12 protein-coding genes are annotated in these 18527 nt (G+C 61.0%); 4 read left to right on the forward strand and 8 right to left on the reverse strand.

Going from position 1 to position 18527, the window contains the following annotated elements; all coding sequences use genetic code 11:
- Positions 1-76: 76 nt before the first annotated feature.
- From glyA to BM70_RS0128685, 3 genes are all read right to left on the reverse strand, one after another.
- Positions 77-1330 carry a serine hydroxymethyltransferase gene (glyA, locus tag BM70_RS0128675; protein ID WP_025859212.1) on the reverse strand — a complete coding sequence of 418 codons (1254 nt, stop codon included), beginning with the start codon at positions 1328-1330 and terminating at the stop codon, positions 77-79.
- A 295-nt stretch (positions 1331-1625) separates the two neighbouring features.
- Positions 1626-5477, reverse strand: a complete 3852-nt coding sequence (locus BM70_RS0128680; protein ID WP_025859213.1) for a bifunctional diguanylate cyclase/phosphodiesterase — start codon at positions 5475-5477, stop codon at positions 1626-1628.
- 115 nt (positions 5478-5592) lie between these two features.
- Complete coding sequence (locus tag BM70_RS0128685; protein WP_025859214.1) at positions 5593-6204, reverse strand: LysE family translocator; 612 nt, start codon at positions 6202-6204, stop codon at positions 5593-5595.
- 161 nt (positions 6205-6365) lie between these two features.
- On the opposite strand from BM70_RS0128685, the gene ettA reads away from it, so the two are divergent.
- Together ettA and gdhA are read left to right on the forward strand one after the other, a co-directional pair.
- A complete protein-coding gene (gene ettA, locus BM70_RS0128690) occupies positions 6366-8030 on the forward strand; it encodes an energy-dependent translational throttle protein EttA (RefSeq protein WP_025859215.1) in 1665 nt (554 codons plus the stop codon).
- Between the two features lie 301 nt (positions 8031-8331).
- Positions 8332-9669 carry an NADP-specific glutamate dehydrogenase gene (gene gdhA / locus BM70_RS0128695; protein ID WP_025859216.1) on the forward strand — a complete coding sequence of 446 codons (1338 nt, stop codon included), beginning with the start codon at positions 8332-8334 and terminating at the stop codon, positions 9667-9669.
- Here gdhA and BM70_RS0128700 read toward each other — a convergent pair.
- The 4 genes from BM70_RS0128700 to BM70_RS0128715 form a co-directional block, all read right to left on the reverse strand.
- Complete coding sequence (locus BM70_RS0128700) at positions 9666-10163, reverse strand: GreA/GreB family elongation factor (RefSeq protein WP_025859217.1); 498 nt, start codon at positions 10161-10163, stop codon at positions 9666-9668. The genes gdhA and BM70_RS0128700 overlap by 4 nt on opposite strands.
- Positions 10164-10233: 70 nt before the next feature.
- Positions 10234-10590 (reverse strand): hypothetical protein, encoded by a 357-nt coding sequence (locus BM70_RS0128705; RefSeq protein ID WP_025859218.1) that lies wholly within the window; start codon positions 10588-10590, stop codon positions 10234-10236.
- A gap of 187 nt (positions 10591-10777) precedes the next feature.
- Positions 10778-12631 (reverse strand): DUF4105 domain-containing protein, encoded by a 1854-nt coding sequence (locus BM70_RS0128710; protein ID WP_025859219.1) that lies wholly within the window; start codon positions 12629-12631, stop codon positions 10778-10780.
- Between the two features lie 92 nt (positions 12632-12723).
- Positions 12724-13212: a DUF3015 domain-containing protein gene (locus BM70_RS0128715; protein ID WP_015885974.1), complete on the reverse strand. Its 489-nt coding sequence runs from the start codon at positions 13210-13212 to the stop codon at positions 12724-12726.
- A gap of 267 nt (positions 13213-13479) precedes the next feature.
- Between BM70_RS0128715 and BM70_RS0128720 the strand changes: the two genes are divergently transcribed.
- Both BM70_RS0128720 and BM70_RS0128725 read left to right on the forward strand, forming a co-directional pair.
- Complete coding sequence (locus tag BM70_RS0128720) at positions 13480-15918, forward strand: Lon protease family protein (RefSeq protein WP_025859220.1); 2439 nt, start codon at positions 13480-13482, stop codon at positions 15916-15918.
- A 401-nt stretch (positions 15919-16319) separates the two neighbouring features.
- On the forward strand, positions 16320-16637 hold the full coding sequence (locus BM70_RS0128725) for a hypothetical protein (protein WP_025859221.1): 318 nt from the start codon (positions 16320-16322) through the stop codon (positions 16635-16637).
- Positions 16638-16644: 7 nt separating this feature from the next.
- Here BM70_RS0128725 and BM70_RS0128730 read toward each other — a convergent pair whose 3' ends face one another.
- The gene (locus BM70_RS0128730) at positions 16645-18468 is read right to left on the reverse strand and encodes a hypothetical protein (protein ID WP_081782153.1); all 1824 of its coding nucleotides are present in this window, start codon (positions 18466-18468) and stop codon (positions 16645-16647) included.
- Positions 18469-18527 lie beyond the last annotated feature (59 nt).

Consider the following 18527-nt stretch of genomic DNA (forward strand, 5'->3'; position numbering starts at 1 on the left):
GATTGCATTTCAACTCAAATTTTGCCCATAAAAAAGCCCGGCTCTAGAGCCGGGCTTTTTCGTCAAGCAACTGCCATCAAGCGCCGTACACCGGCAGCTTCTTGCAGATGGCCTTGACCTTCTCACGTACCGCGTCGATCACGGCTTCGTTGTTCAGGTCGGCCAGGATGTCGCAGATCCAGCCCGCCAGTTCCTTGCACTCTGCTTCCTTGAAGCCACGAGTGGTCACAGCCGGGGTGCCGAAGCGCAGGCCAGAGGTGACGAACGGCGAACGTGGGTCGTTCGGCACGGAGTTCTTGTTCACGGTGATGAAGGCTTTGCCCAGGGCCGCGTCAGCATCTTTACCGGAAATGTCCTGCTTGATCAGCGACAGCAGGAACAGGTGGTTCTCAGTACCGCCGGACACCACGTCAAAGCCGCGCTCGATGAACACGTTGGCCATGGCCTGGGCGTTTTTCACCACTTGTTGCTGGTAAGTCTTGAACTCAGGCTGCAGGGCTTCCTTGAAGCAGATCGCTTTGGCGGCGATCACGTGCTCCAGTGGGCCACCCTGGGCGCCTGGGAATACGGCGGAGTTCAGCTTCTTCTCGATGTCGGCGTTGGCGCGAGCCAGGATCAGGCCGCCACGTGGACCGCGCAGGGTCTTGTGGGTCGTGGTGGTCACCACGTCAGCGTAAGGCACCGGGTTCGGGTAGACGCCAGCGGCGACCAGACCGGCCACGTGAGCCATGTCGACGAACAGGTAGGCACCGACTTTGTCGGCGATAGCGCGGAAGCGTGGGAAGTCCAGGATCTGCGAGTAGGCGGAGAAGCCGGCCACGATCATTTTTGGCTTGTGTTCAACCGCCAGGCGCTCGACTTCGTCGTAGTCGATCAGGCCGTTGGCATCGATACCGTATTGAACGGCGTTGTACAGCTTGCCGGAGGAGGAAACGCTGGCGCCGTGGGTCAGGTGACCGCCGTGGGCCAGGCTCATGCCCAGGATGGTGTCGCCGCCTTGCAGCAGGGCCAGGTACACGGCGCTGTTGGCTTGGGAGCCGGCGTGCGGCTGGACGTTGGCGTAGTCGGCGCCGAACAGTTCTTTGGCTCGATCAATGGCCAGTTGCTCAACTACGTCGACGTACTCGCAACCACCGTAGTAGCGCTTGCCTGGGTAGCCTTCGGCGTACTTGTTGGTCAGAACCGAACCTTGAGCCTCCATCACCGCAGGGCTGGTGTAGTTTTCCGAAGCGATCAGCTCAATGTGCTCTTCCTGGCGCACGGCTTCTTGCTCCATGGCGGCGAAGAGATCGGCGTCGTACTTGGCAATAGTCAAATCACGGCTGAACATGGCGGTCCTCAAGGATCGGGGGCAGAAAAGGAGGGCATTCTAACCCAATGGGTTTTAGATGGCATATGAAAGGACATCATGTCGCGGATAAGCGGGGCTCATCTGGGGATAAGCGGCGCTTGCTGTGGTGAATCGGCTGTTTGTGGTGAGCGGGCTTGCCCCGCAGCTGGGCTGCGAAGCGGCCCCAGAACCGGTCACCGCGATCGTCCTGAAAAAACGCGGCGCTTGTATGAGGGCCGCTTCGCGCCCCAGCGCGGGGCAAGCCCGCTCACCACAACAGCGGCATCGCGGGGTTTCAGTCGAACATGAAGAGGGCGTCATTGCTGAACTGCACCTCGAACCGGTTCGCCGGCATCGGTCGCCCGAACAGGTAGCCCTGCACTTCATCGCAGCCGTGTTCGCGCAGGAAGTCCAGTTGCTCATGGGTTTCCACGCCTTCGGCGATCACCGCCAGGTTCAGGCTGTGGGCCATGGCGATTATGGCGCGGGCGATCTGTGCGTCCTGTTCGCCGGACGGCAGGCCATCCACGAAGGTGCGGTCGATCTTCAACACGTCGATGGGGAATTGCTTGAGGTAGTTGAGCGACGAATAGCCCGTGCCGAAGTCGTCGACCGCGATGCTCAGGCCAAGGTTTTTCAGGCTGTCGAGGATCTGCATGGCCTCGTTGACTTCGCGCATCAGGATACTTTCGGTCAGCTCCAGCTCCAGGCATGCCGGCGGCAGGCCGGTGTCCTTGAGGATGGTGGCGATGCGCGTGCCCAACTGGCCGTCGGAGAACTGCCGTGCTGAGATGTTCACCGAGACTTTCGGCACGCGCACCTTGTTCAGGTGCCAGGTCTTGAGCTGGCGACAGGCTTCGCTGATCACCCAGTCGCCCACGTCCACCACCAGGCCCAACTCTTCCAGCACCGGGATGAAGTCACCGGGCGGCACCAGGCCACGACGTGGGTGACGCCAGCGCAGCAAGGCTTCTGCACCGGTCAGGCGCTTGCCGTCGCCGCTGAACTGCGGTTGGTAATAGAGCACGAATTCGTTCTGGTCCAGGGCGTGGCGCAGGTCGCTTTCCAGCTCCAGGCGTTCCAGGGCACTGGCGTTCATGTCGGCCTGGTAGAACTGGAAGTTGTTCTTGCCGCGTTCCTTGGCGTGGTACATCGCGGTGTCGGCGTTTTTCATCAACTGGCTCAGCTCGTTGCCGTCCTGCGGGCTGAGGGCGATGCCGATACTGGCGGTCACGAAGAACTCGCGGCCCTCCAGCACGAAGGGTTTCACCAGGCTGGCGAGGATCTGCTCGGCCACATGAATCGCACGGTTCAGCGCCATTTCGCGGCTGATCCGCGGTTGCAGGAGCAAGGTGAACTCGTCGCCACCCATACGCGCCACGGTGTCGTCTTCGGCCACGCAACCCAGCAGGCGCGTGGCCATTTCCTTGAGCATGCGGTCGCCGGCGGCGTGGCCCAGGGAGTCGTTGATCGGTTTGAAGCGGTCGAGGTCGAGGAACATCAGCACCACCCACGACTTCTGCCGTTCGGCCGACTGCAGCGCGGTGTGCAGGCGGTCCTGGAACAGCGTGCGGTTGGGCAGGTGGGTCAGGGCGTCGTAGTAGGCCAGGCGGTGGATGCGCTGCTCGCTGGCCTTGCGCTCGCTGATGTCACTGAAAAAACACACGTAGCTGGCCAAGTCGCCTTCGTCGTCGAACACGGCGGTGATGCCGACCCACGCCGGGTAATGCTCGCCGTTGCGGCGCTTGAGCCACACTTCACCTTCCCAGGTGCTGTGCTGGTGCAACTGCTTGAGCACATAGCGCAGGTGCGCTTCCTGTTGTTCGTCGACGGTGAGCATGTTCGGCAGTTGGTCGAGTACATCGCTCACCGCATAGCCACTCACCCGGCTGAACGCCTCGTTGGCCTGCACGATATAGCCTGCGGGGTCGGTGATCAGGATCGCCGAGGTGGAGTGCTCGAATACCGTGGCGGCCATGCGCAGGTCTTTCTCGGCGCGGCGCTGCTGGCTGATATCGCGGCCCACACCGAGGATGCCCTCGAAGGCGCCGTGTTCGTCCCACACCAGCACCAGGCGCAACTCGATCGGCACTTTACGACCGTCGGCGCGCAGGCAGTCGAACAGGAACAGTTGGGTGTGAATCTCGTCGCGCAGCGTGTTCAGTGCCTCGATATCGCCCAATGCGCGGCTGACCTGTTCCACCAGGCTATAAATGCCGGTCAGTTGCTGCGGGTTGGCGATGATCGACTGCCAGCCGTTCTTGAACACCCAATCCACGTCATAGCCCAGCACGGCGTTGACCGAAGGGCTGATGTAGTTGAGGGCCAATTGGCTGTCGGTGGAGCAGATCACGTCACTGATGCTTTCGGCCAGCATGCGGTAGCGCTGTTCGCTGTCGCGCAGGGATTCGCTGGCTTCGATCTGGTCGGTGATGTCCTTGGCCACGCCGATGATGCGGGTAATCTGCGTGGTCTTGTCGCGGGCCAGGGCTTGCTCGCGGATGTCAAAGCGCCGCCATTGGTTGTTGCGGTGGCGGAAGCGCAGTTGGCATTGCAGTTGGGTGGTGTAGCCGACCTGGCGTTGCTGCTGGCGCAAGTCGTGGTAATGCTCGGCGTCCTCGGGGTGTAGCAGGATTTCCCAGAAGTATTCGCCCATTTGCTGCAGCTCGGCCTTGTTATAGCCGAGGGTGTGGCCCAAATGGTGGTTGCTGAAAATCATGCGCTGGCTGATCACGTCCTGCACATACAGGTGGTCGGGCACGGTGCGCACCACGTCCGACCAGAAGCTCTCGCGCTCCACCAGCGACAGTTCGATCAGCTTGCGGCTGGTGATATCGCTGATGCTGAGGATCACCGCCTTGAAGTCGTCCTGCTGTTCGGGCAGGCGCATCACCAGCCAGAGGTATTGCTCGTTGCCGGCCACGTCCTTGAGCTGGATCTCCAGCTCCAGCTGGTGCTGTTGGGTCAGCACGGCTTCGAGAATCTGGTAGCCGATGGACGTGGCGTTGCGCGGGCAGTCATCGATCAGGCGTTCCCACGCCTCTTCGCAGGAGCTCACGTTCAACAGGCTCACCGCCACCTGGTTGATCTCGGTGATGCGCAGTTCCTTGAGCAGTTGCTGGCGCTCGTCGGGGTTGTCCTGCAGCCAGGCGTGCAGTTGCTCGCGGGTTTCCAGCTGGGTCCTGTCGAAGAACGCGTTCAGGCCTGACAGGTCAAGTACGCACAGGGCGACGCCGGTGCCTTCAAAAATGTCCTGGTAGCGCCGCCGGCCTTCATGCACCTGGCGCTGGCGGCGGCGCATGTTCAGCAGCACGATCACCGGGATCAGTGAGAACGCCAGGCCCAGCAGGCATTTGCCGATGAATGCCGGCAGCAGTTGCTCCAGCACGGCGGTGCGGTCGAACAGGCCGCGCAACTGCCAGTCGCTTTTGCTCAGGGGTGTGACCAGTACGCTCTTATTCAGTTCGTCCGGGGTGAGGGCGCCGGCCCATTGGGCTGGCATGCCGCTGTCACGGCTGATGACGCGGTGGTTGAGGCGATTCTCGATGACCCACATCGGGCGCTGGCCCTGGCCGTCCTGGCGGGTGAGGTTGGCCAGGTAATTGGGGGCCAGGCGCAGCGCCCAGTACATGCGTGAGCCGCCGCTGGGCTGGTGCAGCAACAGATAGATGAGGGTGCCGTCGTTGCTGTTGCTCAGGTAATAAGGCTGGGAGTGGCTGCGTTGTACCAACTCTTCCAGCCAGGCGCGGTCCTGGCTGTCGGTGGCGCTGTCACTGATCATCGCGCCGCTGGGGGCGAGCAGGGCGACGCTGCGCAGTTCCGGCAGCGAGCGCTGCAAGGTGCGCATCAAGGCCTGTTGTTGTTCGCCGTCGCGCGGCGGCTCGACGATGGGTAGCAGGTTCAGGGCGATTTTTGCGCTCAGGGCCATGTTCAGGCTGATCTGTTCAGCCAGGTCGGCGCTGTAATCGATGGTGTATTGCTGCTGGTTCTTCTGGTTTTGCTGCAACTGGTCCAGCAGTTGCCAGAACAATAACGCAAGCAGCATGAGGACAAGCGTCGCCAATGCGCCTTTGAGGGTGCCGTGCAGGGGTGCTCCCGGCGCTATATGAGCGGCGCGCAGGGGAGTTGGCGGCGTGACTTTGGACAAGCTGTGATCCTGCGGTTTGGCTGGACTGGCGCGCGACGTGCACTATAAGCCGGACGCCCGGAGGGCGGCTAGCATGCCTTGACTTGTGGCAAAGTGCCAGCCCCGCCTGGCGGGACTAAAGCGCGCTGCCGGTGTTGATCAGGCTGTCCGCGAGCCGAGAAAGGATCACCAGCGTAAAGACACAGATAACCACAGAGGCCGTGCGGTTGATCGTGTGTGGTGTCAGCCAGGTATACCCGCCGCGTTTGATGCGGGCGCCGAACATCACCCAGATGCAGCCCACCGGTATCACCACGGCGGTGAATTGCGCGACGAACTGCACATACAGGTTCACGTCGGCAAACGTCTGCATCGGCACGATGAACGAGACGATCAGCAAACCCTTGGGGTTGATCAACGTCAGCAAAAAGAAATGCAGCCTGGACACCCGGGCTTCAGGCGCGGATGTGAGTGTTTCGTCGGGATTGCACCACAAGAGGTACGAAGTCCTGATCAAATAACAGACCGAGGCGAACTGCACCAGCTTCAGCCCCCAGGGCGCGCCGTCGCCCAGATGGCCGAGCAGGTAACCCCAGAACGATATCTGCACCAGGTACGCCAGGCATTCCAGCAGGCTCAGTGACCAGGCGCGCCTGAACCCGGTGAGCAAGCCCGAGCGCAACAGCAGCGTGTTGGTGGGCCCCGGAATTAATAGCAGCAACCCGAGTGCGGACATGACACTGAGCATGAAGGTTGTTTCCTGAAACCGCTGAGGGGGATGGCTGGCTAATCTAACAGATAGATTTCGATACGCTCGGTCACTTAGGTTAACCTTGAGGATTCGCAATGCTATGTACAGCGCCATGACGCTACGTAGGCCTGTTCTCACTTTTTCATGAGGTCCACATTTTGGCTCAATACGTCTTCACCATGCATCGGCTGGGTAAAGTTGTCCCTCCGAAGCGGGAAATCCTGAAAAACATTTCGCTGTCCTTTTTCCCAGGCGCCAAGATCGGCGTGCTCGGCCTCAACGGTTCGGGTAAGTCCACGTTGCTGAAAATCATGGCCGGCGTCGACACCGAGTTCGAAGGCGAAGCCCGCCCGATGCCTGAGCTGAACATCGGCTACCTGCCGCAAGAGCCTCAACTGGACCCGGCCAAGACCGTGCGCGAAGTGGTCGAAGAGGCCGTCAGCGTGATCAAGGACGCCCAGGCACGCCTGGATGAGGTCTATGCCGCCTACGCCGAACCGGATGCCGACTTCGACAAACTTGCCGCCGAACAGGCCAAGCTCGAAGCCATCCTGCAAGCCGGCGACGGTCACAACCTGGAACGCCAGCTGGAAGTCGCCGCCGACGCGCTGCGCCTGCCGGCGTGGGATGCCAAGGTTGAACACCTGTCCGGTGGTGAGAAGCGTCGTGTGGCCCTGTGCCGCCTGCTGCTGTCGGCCCCCGACATGCTGCTGCTCGACGAGCCGACCAACCACTTGGACGCCGACTCTGTCGCCTGGCTGGAGCATTTCCTCCACGATTTCCCGGGCACCGTGGTTGCGATCACGCACGACCGTTACTTCCTGGACAACGTTGCCGGCTGGATCCTCGAGCTCGACCGTGGCGCCGGTATCCCTTACGAGGGCAACTACTCCGGTTGGCTGGAAGCCAAGTCCGACCGTCTGGCCGCCGAATCCAAGCAGCAATCGGCCCACGAAAAAGCCATGAAGGAAGAACTGGAGTGGGTGCGCAAAGGCGCCAAGGCCCGCCAGTCCAAATCCAAGGCACGTCTGCAACGCTTCGAAGAAATGCAATCGCAGGAATTCCAGAAGCGCAGCGAAACCAACGAGATCTACATCCCGGCCGGGCCGCGCCTGGGTGACAAGGTCATCGAGTTCAAGAACGTTTCCAAAGGCTATGGCGACCGCGTGCTGATCGACAACCTGTCGTTCTCCATGCCAAAAGGCGCGATCGTCGGCGTTATCGGTGGTAACGGTGCGGGTAAATCCACCCTGTTCCGCATGCTGATGGGCAAGGAAACCCCGGACTCCGGCAGCATCGAGATCGGCGAAACCGTGCAACTGGCCTGTGTGGACCAGAGCCGTGACGACCTCGACGGCAGCAAGACCGTGTTCCAGCAGATCTCCGACGGCTCCGACCAGATCCGCATCGGCAACTATGAAATCCCGTCGCGTACCTACGTCGGTCGTTTCAACTTCAAGGGCGGCGATCAGCAGAAGTTCGTCAAGGACCTGTCCGGTGGTGAGCGCGGTCGCTTGCACCTGGCCCTGACCCTGAAAGAGGGCGGCAACGTGTTGCTGCTCGACGAACCGTCCAACGACCTCGACGTTGAAACCCTGCGCTCCCTGGAAGAAGCCCTGCTGGACTTCCCGGGCGCTGCCATTGTGATCTCTCACGATCGGTGGTTCCTTGACCGCGTCGCTACGCACATCCTGGCGTACGAAGACGACTCGCAAGCGGTGTTCTTCGAAGGTAACTACACCGAGTACGAAGCGGACCGTAAAAAGCGTCTGGGCGATGCCGCTGCCCAGCCGCACCGTGTACGGCACAAAAAACTGGCCTGATTCGGGTTGGTGGTGTGAAAGAGCGGAGCCTTCGGGCTCCGTTTTTTTGTGCGTTTTTTCTGGAAGACCGAGGTGAATATTCCTGCGCGCCTGTAGGAGCCGGCTTGCCGGCGATAGCGGTCCATCTATTGGTGCATGGCTCGGGCCGAAATCCCTGTTTAGGGGCAAAAAGCGCACTTATTTATATCTAATGCACCATTTAAATTCACAAAGGCGACATTTTGCCCTGTCGCGGTGCGACATGAATTGCTAAAGTCCGGCTCAATCTCATTTAAAAACAATCAATTTGCCGAGACTTTTCATGATCGAATCCGTCGAATCCTTCCTTGCCCGCCTCAAGAAACGCGACCCTGACCAGCCGGAATTCCACCAGGCCGTGGAAGAAGTCCTGCGCAGTCTCTGGCCGTTCCTTGAAGCCAATCCCCACTACCTGAACTCGGGCATCCTGGAGCGCATCTGCGAGCCGGAACGCGCGATTACCTTCCGGGTATCGTGGGTCGATGATCACGGCAAGGTCCAGGTCAATCGCGGTTTCCGTATCCAGATGAACAGCGCCATCGGCCCGTACAAAGGCGGCCTGCGTTTCCATCCGTCGGTGAACCTGGGCGTGCTGAAATTCCTCGCCTTCGAACAAACCTTCAAGAACTCCCTGACCTCGCTGCCCATGGGCGGCGGCAAAGGCGGCTCGGACTTCGACCCCAAAGGCAAGAGCGACGCGGAAGTCATGCGCTTCTGCCAGGCGTTCATGAGCGAGCTGTACCGGCATATCGGCGCAGACGTGGACGTGCCGGCCGGTGATATCGGCGTGGGCGCCCGTGAGATTGGCTTCCTGTTCGGCCAGTACAAGCGCCTGAGCAACCAGTTCACTTCGGTGCTGACCGGCAAGGGCATGACGTATGGCGGCAGCCTGATCCGCCCGGAAGCGACGGGTTTCGGTTGCGTGTACTTTGCCGAAGAAATGCTCAAGCGCAACGATCAGCGGGTTGAAGGCAAGCGTGTCGCGGTGTCCGGCTCCGGCAACGTGGCGCAATACGCCGCACGCAAGGTCATGGACCTGGGCGGAAAAGTCATTTCCCTGTCCGACTCCGAAGGCACCCTGTACGCCGAAAGTGGTTTGACTGAAGCGCAATGGTCGGCCCTGCTGGAGCTGAAAAACGTACAGCGCGGCCGCATCAGCGAATTGGCCGAGCGTTTCGGCCTGGAGTTCCGCAAGGGCAAAACCCCGTGGGAACTGGCCTGCGACATTGCGCTGCCCTGCGCCACCCAGAACGAACTCGACGCCGAAGCCGCCCGCACCTTGCTGCGCAACGGCTGCCTCTGCGTGGCCGAAGGTGCCAACATGCCGACCACCCTCGAGGCTGTGGATATCTTTATCGAGGCCGGGATTCTGTTCGCGCCGGGCAAGGCTTCCAATGCCGGCGGCGTGGCGGTGAGTGGCCTGGAAATGTCGCAGAACGCCATGCGCCTGCTGTGGACGGCGGGTGAGGTGGACAGCAAACTGCACAACATCATGCAGTCGATCCACCATGCCTGTGTGCACTACGGCGAAGAAAATGGCCGGATCAACTACGTGAAGGGCGCCAACATCGCGGGCTTCGTCAAAGTTGCCGACGCGATGCTGGCCCAGGGTATCGTCTAGGCCTCGGCCTCGATGCGCAGCACTTCGATCAACTGATCGCCAACGGGGCGTTGCCACACCACTTCGTCGCCTACCTGGGCGCCCAGCAAGGCACGGCCCAGGGGCGACCCCCAGTTGATCAAGCCTGCGCCGGCATCGGCCTGGTCTTCACCGACCAACTGAATGCGCTGCTGTTCGTCCTGCTCATTGGCAAAAGTTACCCAACTGCCGATCTGCACCTTATCGGTGGAGGTGGCCGGCGCCACGACCTGGGCGCTTTGCACCCGCTGGTTGAAGTAGCGCAAATCCCGTTCAAGGTCCGCCTGGCGCTGTTTATCGGCGTGCTCTCCCTTGGCGGATTCGGTGCTGTATTCGTGCTGCAACTGTGCGACCTTGGCCTGCAACTGCGCCAGCCCTTGCGCGGTGAGGCGGTTGGGCTGCTGACTGACCTGGCGCTCCACCGGCTGATCAGCCTGGGCGGCGGCGCTGTCTTCGTTTACAAAAGCTCGGCTCATGGTGTTCTCCCTCTATGGAGTTTGGGCCATGTTCGTCGTGCTTTAGTTTCGATGGATGTCTGAAAGCGACCTATTGCGAGCGATAGGCCCTGGCTGCGTCGCGGTCTTTCTCCTGTTGCCAGTCACGATCCCGGTCGTCCCAGTGCCGCTCCTTGTAATCGCGCAGTTCCTCGCTTTCGCGCATCGCCTTGCACTGGCGAAAACCATCCTCCCAGCCTTCGGCGTATTGCCGGTCCTTCAGATACCGAGGCACGTTCTTGCGAAACTCCCCGGTAATCACCCCTGCCGCCTGGCGACCACTGCTGCAGCCATCGTCAAAACCGTCGGCAAACGCTGGTGGATAACCCTTGGCCAGCAAATCCTGATGCGTCGACTGACAACCCGCCAACCCCAGCACCGCACACAGCATTACCGCAGACCGCCACATGGCGTACTCCCTGGCCGTTTCACGGCTGATGGGGAGAGTCTAGAAGGGGATTTGTCGGGGCGGTGTGAAAGGGAGGTGAGAACAGTGTTGTTGTGTAGGAGCTGGCTTGCCGGCGATGCAAGCACCTCGGTGTATCAGTTGCTCTGAGGTGATGCGATCGCCGGCAAGCCGGCTCCAGGCCCTATGGTCAGTAGTGATACCACTTCACTTCAAGCATCACTTCATTCACCGGTGTCGAAAGATGGCTGTACTCGCGCTGGGCACTCAGGCGCAGGCCCAGGTTGCGGGAGAGTTCCCACTGCTGGTTGAGGCTGATGCTGCGCCGTACCTCGCCGTTGGTGAAGAAGTCGCCCTTGGCTTCCAGGCTCAGGTTGCCCAGTGGGTTTTTCCACAGCACGCCGGTGTTGAACCCGGCCGCGGGGGAGATGGCTTCGCTGAAGTCGTTGTTGTGTTCCACGCGCACGGTGCCGAGGGCGAAGCCGAGCATGTCGTCGCTCAGCTGCCAGGTCCCGCCAGCACCGCCGTTGACGTGGGCGACCAGGGTTTCGTCGTCGTGTTTGCCGGGCACGCGTTCAAGGCCGCCAGTGACTTGCCATGACCACGGCTGCAGCAGGGCGTTGCGCGGGGTCAGGGAGCGGATGGTGGCCAGGTCCAGTTGCTGCAGTTGCCAGTGGTTGCCTTCGTACTGGCGCAGTTTCATTTGCAGGATTTCGATCTGCGCGCCGAGTGGGAACCCTTCGGCGTTGTCGTTGAGGTCGTGGTAGGCCATGCGCAGGCCGTATTCGCCGAAGGCCTTGTCGCCACGGGTGCCGATGCCGGCTTGCCAGGTGCGCGACTCATGGCCGTTTTCCGGCAGGCCTGGCGGCTCGATCTTGAGGTCGGGCGCCGGGTTCTGGTTGATCGCGCGCAGCAGTTCGAAGCTGCGCTGGGAGCGTGCGGTGTCGCGCTCCAGGCCGTTGGCGCGGTAGCGGCCGAGGCGGTAGGCGGCGTCGATGATCAGGGCCTGGCGCTCGCGCGGCAAGGCTTTGAAGGCTGGCTCCTGCAATTGCTGCTGGTCATCGCTGACCTTCAATACCCATTGCTGCTCGTCACTGTCCAGCGGCTTGGCGCGTTCCAGCAACTCGCGTTCACGGGAGGGCCGATAGTCGATCTTTTCTACCAGGCCGGCGTCTTTCACGGCCTTGACCGTGTCGGTCGGGATGGCCGTGAGCGGGAACTGTTCGGTCAGGCGCAGGCCAGGGCGAGCCACTTGCAGCAGTTCCAGCAGGCGATAGGAGCAGTTTTCGTCGAAGAAGAAGTAGTCGAACTGGATCTGCTTGAGTTCCCACACGTGCTCGACCATGCGTTCGGTCTCGACTTGCGTGAGGTTGAGCCGGTATTCCCACAGGTCACGGTTCTCGAGGCTACGGTACTCGGAGAGTTTTTCCTGGTAGGGCACCAGGGCGAACAGGCCGGGGTAACCGCCCATCAAACCTTTCCAGGCATAGAGGATGCTGTTGTCGGAGCCTTCGATGTACGCGCCGAAGTTGATCGCGTAACTGAGCAGGGCGGTGTTGTTGCTTTGCACGTCGGCCTGGTCGATGCGCAGCAGGGTGTGGCCGAACATTGAGGACGGGCTGTTGAGGTAGGCCGCCGGGAAGATCATCACCGCGCTATGGGGGGCGACGTCCTTGAACCATTGCTTGAATTCTGTGCAGTCCACGGCGGGCAGGTCAGTGAGGTGCAACTGATCCTTGAGCCAGCGGGTACGTGCGGGGTAAACGCATTGGGCGTGTTTTTCGCCCAGGCTGGCCGGTGCGTAGAGCGCGTCAACGGTGGCCTTGAGTTCGGCATCCGGATGGTGGGCACCATCGGCGGCGAGGAAGAATTTCTTGTCGCTGACATAACTGCGCCAGCCACTGATCTTGCCGGCTTCGTAATGGCCCAGGGACAGCCAGAACGGATCGTTGGCCAAGTGCTGCAAACGTTGATCATCAAGATGCGGGGCCGCGTACAGCGGGGCGCAGGCAAAGAGTGCCATCCAGGCAAAGCGTTTGAGCATAGGGGCAACTTAAGTCGGAAATAAGAGAGACCCAAAGGGGAGGCGGGTCCAAAAATAAAACCCGCGCCTTGGTAGGCGCGGGTCGGTCGAGCTTAAGCCTGGGTAGCGTATTTCGCCAGACGGGCATCACTTTTCAGTACAGCAATGGTGTTGTTGTGCACGTCGTCAGCGGTCACGTCAGCCTTGCTGAAGATTTGCTGGAAGTGCTCGTGGGTCACGGCAGCGAAGTGCTCGCGATCTTCCGGTGCGACGCCCAGTACCACAGCGTAGGTAGTCAGCGCTTCGCCGTTACCCTTGGCCATGTCTTCGGACAGCTCGTTCATCATGCCATTCATGGCAATCCAGGACTTGCCGCCGTAGGTCAGGGCGCTGTTGGTACTGCAGCCGTTGGTACCCGAGGTCATGCCGAAGGTGGCGTTACCCGAAGTACCGTTGGTGGTGGAGGCCAGGAAGTGAGCTGGAGTGCCGCGCTGGCCTTCGAACAACATGTTGCCCCAACCACAGTTCGGGCCACCTGGTGCTTCTGCCATTGCATTGAGGGAGACGACGGTGAAGAGAGTACCGAGAAGGATCCGTTTCATAGCTTTGTTCTCTTTGTGTGCAAACCAATGGACAAGGGTTCAGGCACTTCATAGCGCCCTAGGGATCGGTTATTAGTCCAACCCGCGCAGTTTGGAGTTTAGGCACGTTCCAAGGGTTCCGTGTGTTTTTATAAAACAATTGGCGATGTCGCGATTTTTTTGCAGGACACATCCTGTGTCTATGCTTTCCCCAAAGCGCGCCTTGCCAGAGCGCGCAACCGGGAGCCAGAATGCCGCTATCTGCCCCGCCTGATGTAAGGAAGCCCGATGCCTGATCCTGTTGCTGCCAGCTTGCGTCTAGCGCCCGAAGCGCTGACTCGCCCTTTCTCCGCTGAACAGTTCAGCTTCTCGACCACCAATGATTTGGAGCCCTTTCGCGGTGTGCTTGGCCAGGAACGTGCGGTTGAAGCCTTGCAGTTCGGTGTGGCCATGCCACGCCCCGGTTACAACGTGTTTGTCATGGGCGAGCCGGGCACCGGCCGCTTTTCGTTCGTCAAACGCTACCTGAAAGCCGAAGGCAAGCGCCTGCAGACCCCGGCGGACTGGGTCTACGTGAACAATTTCGATGAGCCTCGCGAACCGCGTGCCCTGGAATTACCGGGCGGCGCGGCGGCGGCGTTCATTGCCGATATCAACGGGTTGGTCGACAACCTGGTGGCCACCTTCCCGGCGGTCTTCGAGCACCCGACGTATCAACAGCGCAAAAGCGCCATCGACCGTGCGTTCAACCAGCGCTACGACAAGGCCCTGGACGTGATCGAGCGCCTGGCCCTGGAAAAAGACGTGGCGCTGTACCGCGACAGCTCCAACATCGCATTCACGCCGATGCTCGACGGCAAGGCGCTGGACGAGGCCGAGTTCTCGCAGTTGCCGGAAGCCGACCGCGAGCGCTTCCACTCGGATATTTCCGAGCTCGAAGAACGCCTCAACGAAGAGTTGGCGAGCCTGCCGCAGTGGAAGCGTGAGTCGAATAACCAACTGCGTCAGTTCAACGAGGAAACCATCACTCTGGCCCTGCAGCCTTTGCTGGCGCCGCTGTCGGAAAAGTACGCAGAGAACGCGGCCGTTTGCGGTTACCTGCAGGCCATGCAGGTGTACCTGCTGAAAACCGTGGTCGAGCAACTGGTCGACGACGCCAAGACCGACGCCCAGGCGCGCAAGCTGCTCGAAGAGCAGTACTGCCCAAGCCTGGTGGTGGGGCATCCGGTCAACGGTGGCGCACCGGTGGTGTTTGAACCGCACCCGACCTACGACAACCTGTTCGGCCGTATCGAATACAGCACCGATCAAGGCGCGCTCTACACCACCTATCGCCAGTTGCGCCCGGGCGCCTTGCACCGTGCCAACGGCGGTTTCCTGATTCTTGAAGCCGAAAAAATGCTCAGCGAGCCGTTTGTGTGGGATGCCCTCAAGCGTTCCCTGCAGTCGCGCAAACTGAAGATGGAGTCGCCGCTGGGCGAGTTGGGCCGCTTGGCGACCGTAACGCTCAACCCGCAGATGATCCCGTTGCAGGTCAAGGTGATCATCATCGGTTCGCGCCAGCTGTACTACGCGTTGCAGGACGCCGATCCGGACTTCCAGGAGATGTTCCGGGTGCTGGTGGACTTCGACGAAGACATCCCGATGGTTGACGAAAGCCTGGAGCAGTTCGCGCAGTTGCTCAAAACCCGCACGTCGGAAGAGGGCATGGCGCCGCTGACGTCGGATGCGGTGGCGCGGCTGGCCACCTACAGCGCACGCCTGGCCGAGCATCAAGGGCGCTTGTCGGCGCGTATTGGGGACTTGTTCCAGTTGGTCAGCGAGGCGGACTTCATTCGCCACCTGGCGGGTGACGAGATGACCGACGCCGGCCATATCGAGCGCGCCCTCAAGGCCAAGGCCACGCGCACCGGGCGGGTCTCGGCGCGGATTCTCGACGACATGCTCGCCGGGGTGATCCTGATCGACACTGCGGGTGCCGCCGTCGGCAAGTGCAACGGGCTGACGGTGCTGGAGGTCGGTGATTCGGCCTTCGGCGTGCCGGCGCGGATCTCCGCCACGGTGTACCCAGGCGGCAGCGGCATTGTCGATATCGAGCGCGAGGTCAACCTCGGCCAGCCGATCCACTCCAAGGGCGTGATGATCCTCACGGGTTACCTGGGCAGCCGTTATGCCCAGGAATTCCCGCTGGCGATCTCCGCGAGTATCGCGCTGGAGCAGTCCTACGGCTACGTGGATGGCGACAGTGCGTCTCTGGGCGAAGCGTGCACCCTAATTTCGGCGCTGTCGAAGACGCCACTCAAGCAGTGCTTTGCCATCACCGGCTCCATCAACCAGTTTGGTGAAGTGCAGGCGGTGGGCGGGGTCAACGAGAAGATCGAAGGCTTCTTCCGCCTGTGTGAAGCACGCGGTTTGACTGGCGAGCAGGGGGCGATCATTCCCCAGGCCAACGTCGCCACGCTGATGCTCGATGAGAAGGTACTGCAGGCCGTGCGTGCGGGGCAGTTCCACATCTACGCGGTGCGTCAGGCGGATGAGGCGTTGAGCCTGCTGGTGGGCGAGCCTGCCGGTGAGCCGGATGCCGAGGGGCAATTCCCTGAAGGCTCGGTGAATGCGCGGGTGGTAGAGCGGTTGCGCGCGATTGCCGAGATGATCAGCGAGGAAGACCTCAAAGAAGCGGAGAAGGAGCTGGCACAGCAGGCGCTGGCCGAAGCCAAGCCCACTTGATGGCTGAGTGAGTTGTAGTGACTGGTGGGCTGTTGTGGTGAGCCCGCTTGTTGTGGTGAGCGGGCTGTTGTGGTGAGCGGGCTTGCCCCGCGCTGGGCTGCGGAGCAGCCCCAAAACCAAACAACTCAATCTCACTAGCACACCGCACTGGTCCCACTGGGGCCGCTTCGCAGCCCAGCGCGGGGCAAGCCTGCTCACCACAACAGCACGCTCACCACATGACGGGCAAAACCGTCACAAATTTGGCGAGACTTTAGCGCCGACGCCCGTCTGTCCCTACAACCTTGGTTTGTCGTGGTTTTCTTCTATTCTGTGCTCAAGGGATATCCACAGGAGTCGCTGGATAGAAACAGCCTCGCCCCAGGCGCAGGTTGAACACCGATCTACCGAGGGTCGCCGCCATGCCGCGCAACCTCTGCCTTACCCGCCAGTGCTTTGGCCTGGTTACCCGTATCGAATGCTCCATTCGCCCTCTCGCAGGGGATAACGGGATGTGGACCTTGTTGTTTGCCGCCGGAATGACCGGTGAACAGCCCTCCACCATCAAGTCCCAAGGCCCGTTCCCAGGGCCATTCGTGGCGGAAAATATTCTGGAATCCATCGTGGACAGTCTGACCCTGCACGGCTATGAGCTGGCAGGCGACCCGCAGATCTGGTGCCTGCACATGCAGGCCCATCTGCGTCAGCTCAACGGCGGGCATGACCGGTTGGCCCTGTAGGCGTCGGTTATTTGCTCTCGGGTTTGTCCAGCTTGACCTCGAAGCCGTATTGCACGGTGCTCAGGTCGGTGCGCTGGTAGCTTTCCAGGGTCGTCGGCTGGCCGTAGAAGTAATGCACGTCGAACATCGCCGTGCCGTACTCCTCGGCGCGGTGGCTGACGCCGAGAATTTCCTTGAGGTAATTGCCGCTGGCGTCCTTGGCGTAGAAGCGCCAGCTGTCGGCGGGGAATTCCTTCTGGTCGACGATCAGCGCGTTGTCCTTGAGCGTCAGCCCTTTGGGCAGCTTGGTCACGTCTATCTCGGCTTTCTCGATGGTCGCCAGGAACAGCGGAATCGAGCCTACGACATAGGCCGGGTTTTCCGGGAACAGGTTCAGGTCGTAGGTGAGGGTGCCGCGCGCCGGGTTCAGCTCGAAGGCCTCGGTCGGTAATTCGATCGGCTCGCCACGTTCGCCTTTCTCGTCGGCGGTGAAGAAGGTCACCGGTGATTCGCTGCTGTTGCGCTCGTTGCCTACCAGGTCGTCATTGAACGTGAACGGGTGGTCAAACTCGATGTGGGCGGCGCTGGCGTCTTCGACCGACTGGCTGATGGTGACGCTGTTTTTCAGTTGGTCTTCGGTCATGCTCGCGTCTTTGAGCCAACTGGCGGCGCCGTCGTCATACACGGTGACCGGCATCGGCAGCGGCTGTACGGTCTTCTGCAGGCTGTTCTTGTCGAAGCGCAGCACCGGCAGGTCGAGGTCTTTGCGGGTGAGGGTCGCGGTGGAGAAATCCAGTACGTTGACCTGCAGGTTGTCGATCAAACCATTGAAATACACCTTGGCGTAATGGCTGCTCTGCTTGTGTTCGAAGGCCTTTTGCTCATCGGCGAGCTGTTTTTCGAACGCCTCCGACCAGGCCTTCTGTTTTTGCATCTCGGCCAGCTGTTTCTCGTAGAACGCCACTTGCGCACTGCTTTCGTTGATCGAGCCCGAGCGCGTGAGGAATTGCCCGGTGCTGTCCCGCGCCTGTACCAGCAGCGGGTTGGGCGATTCATCGCCGACTTCAGGCGCCAGCGGTTGGCTGTTGGTCAGCTCGATCTCGGCGTAATTCTTCTCCAGGAGCAGCAGCTTGAGGCTGATATTGCCTTCGGTACGCGTGTGGCCTACGTCCTTTTTCGACAGATCAAACGTCAACACCTTTCCCGGCGCGACCACTTCGACGGAGCCCTTGAGGCTGACGGGCTGAGGCTGGCTCTTGTTTTCCGTCTCGATGCCGTCGATGAACGGGTAGGTCACCGTCAGGTCGTCGGGGTTGGTCAGGTTGGAACTGCTGGGGCTCAACTGGATGCCGGGATCGGTTTCCGACCATTCCGGCTGAAAGGGGATGACCTTGTTGTTGCTCAGGGTCACCGACTGCCATTCCAGGCCGTGGGGGAAGGGGAACTGGTCCGGGATGTTGAAGTTGAAAGGGAACACCGGCTGCAAGTCGGTCAGATAGTCGGAATGGGACGTCTTGCGCAGCACGAACAGGCCATTGATGTAGGTGTCCACCAGCGCCTGGGGCGTGGGGTAGTGCTTGAGCAGCGCCAAGGTGTCTTCGCCGTATTCGGCTTCGACCGGCTTGGTGGCGAGTTTGACCCGCGCCCGTTCCAGCAACAGCAGCGACCCCCCCAGGTCGGCGACGGCGTCGCGCAGCTTGGGGTCCTGGATGCTGTCGAGGGATTGTTCGAACTTGGCGGTTTTCTCTTCGAGGGTGGTCTGCTTCTGCTCGTCGCTGGGGGAGCAGCCGCCGGCAAACAGCAATGCCGCGCACAGGCCGATACTGGCCAAAGGGGATCGCACATCCATCATCTGAGTTTTTCCTGTCCGACGTCATCGAGCCGATTTATTGGGCTCGACACTAGCAGAAA

It is taken from the genome of Pseudomonas sp. CHM02 (assembly GCF_000612585.1).
Lineage (GTDB): Bacteria > Pseudomonadota > Gammaproteobacteria > Pseudomonadales > Pseudomonadaceae > Aquipseudomonas.